The sequence below is a fragment of the Streptomyces sp. NRRL WC-3549 genome (genome assembly GCF_000721935.1).
Lineage (GTDB): Bacteria > Actinomycetota > Actinomycetes > Streptomycetales > Streptomycetaceae > Streptomyces.
Genome location: NZ_KL585413.1, coordinates 25,527 through 26,599 on the forward strand (window position 1 = coordinate 25,527; position 1,073 = coordinate 26,599).

Here is a 1,073-nt window from a genome sequence, read left to right on the forward strand (position 1 = left end):
GCCAAGGGCGACGAGGCGCTGTCGCACATCCTGGACGACATCCCGGTGCTCTCGGCCAACGGTGCCGGCAACGGCTGATCCAGGCCCCCAGGTCCGGTCCGGGCCGCCGACACTCCTCCATCGTGCGGCCCGGCCGTGTGTCATTCGGGCGAATTCACGGGAAACCTCGTCCATGGAGTTTCGCCGCCGCCCGCCAATCGTTACGTATGACAGCTCGGAGTCACGAGTGCATTTCACGACAGGCACTCGTGCGGCGCGAAAGACGCGACCGCCCAGGGCTCCGCAGCAGAAAGGGATGAAAGTGAAGTACACCAAGGTTGCCGCCGTCGCCGCCGGAACCCTCATGGCGCTGGGCGCCGCCGCCCCGGCCATGGCCGACGCGGGCGCCGAGGCCGCCGCCGTGGGTTCCCCGGGCGTCCTGTCGGGCAACGTCCTGCAGGTCCCGGTCCACATCCCGGTGAACGTCTGCGGCAACAGCATCAACGTCGTCGGCCTGCTGAACCCGGCCTTCGGCAACGCCTGCGTCAACGGCTGATCAGCTCTCCGGCCGAGCCGGCCGCTCATCACGTGAGGCCCCGGACCGCATGCGCGGTCCGGGGTCTTCCCGTGCGCGGCGAAGGCCCCCGCACGGTCCGTCCCGGTGCGTCGAATTCCCTCCGAAAAATCCCGCATCACACAGTTTCCGGCTCGTCCGTCGCTCGTTATGCCTGGTGAAAGCGGTGGACGTCACAGGCGCAGAAGGCTTGTGCGGCGCGGGAACGCGACCGGAGCCCACGCCGCTGCAGAAGGGATTTCGAAAGTGAAGTATGCGAAGACCGCCGCGTTCGTCGCAGGTTCCGTGGTCGCACTGGGAACGGCTGCGCCCGCCTTCGCTGCTCCCGCGACCTCTCCCACACTCAGTCTCACCACCGGCGTCAACCACCTCATGGCCAGCGCTCCGCAGGTCCTCGACCCGGTGGTCGACACGGTGGGCGGTGCGACCCGGAAGGTCCACGAAGACGGGACCGTGGCCAGGCTGGCGGACCAGACGACCGGTGTGGCGGCCGAGGCCGCCCCGCTGATCGGTGGACTGC

General features: G+C 69.0%; 2 protein-coding genes. Both read left to right on the forward strand.

What is annotated here, in order from left to right:
• Nucleotides 1-295 precede the first annotated feature (295 nt).
• The gene (locus tag IH13_RS0120910; protein ID WP_324605193.1) at nt 296-535 is read left to right on the forward strand and encodes a chaplin; all 240 of its coding nucleotides are present in this window, start codon (nt 296-298) and stop codon (nt 533-535) included.
• A 264-nt stretch (nt 536-799) separates the two neighbouring features.
• Nucleotides 800-1,073: hypothetical protein (locus IH13_RS0120915; protein WP_031086671.1), on the forward strand; the 274-nt coding region annotated here is incomplete at its 3' end.

Bases quoted from the DNA above. Each gene is read 5' to 3' on its own strand.
- IH13_RS0120910 (WP_324605193.1), top strand. From the start codon at position 296: ATGAAAGTGAAGTACACCAAGGTTGCCGCCGTCGCCGCCGGAACCCTC.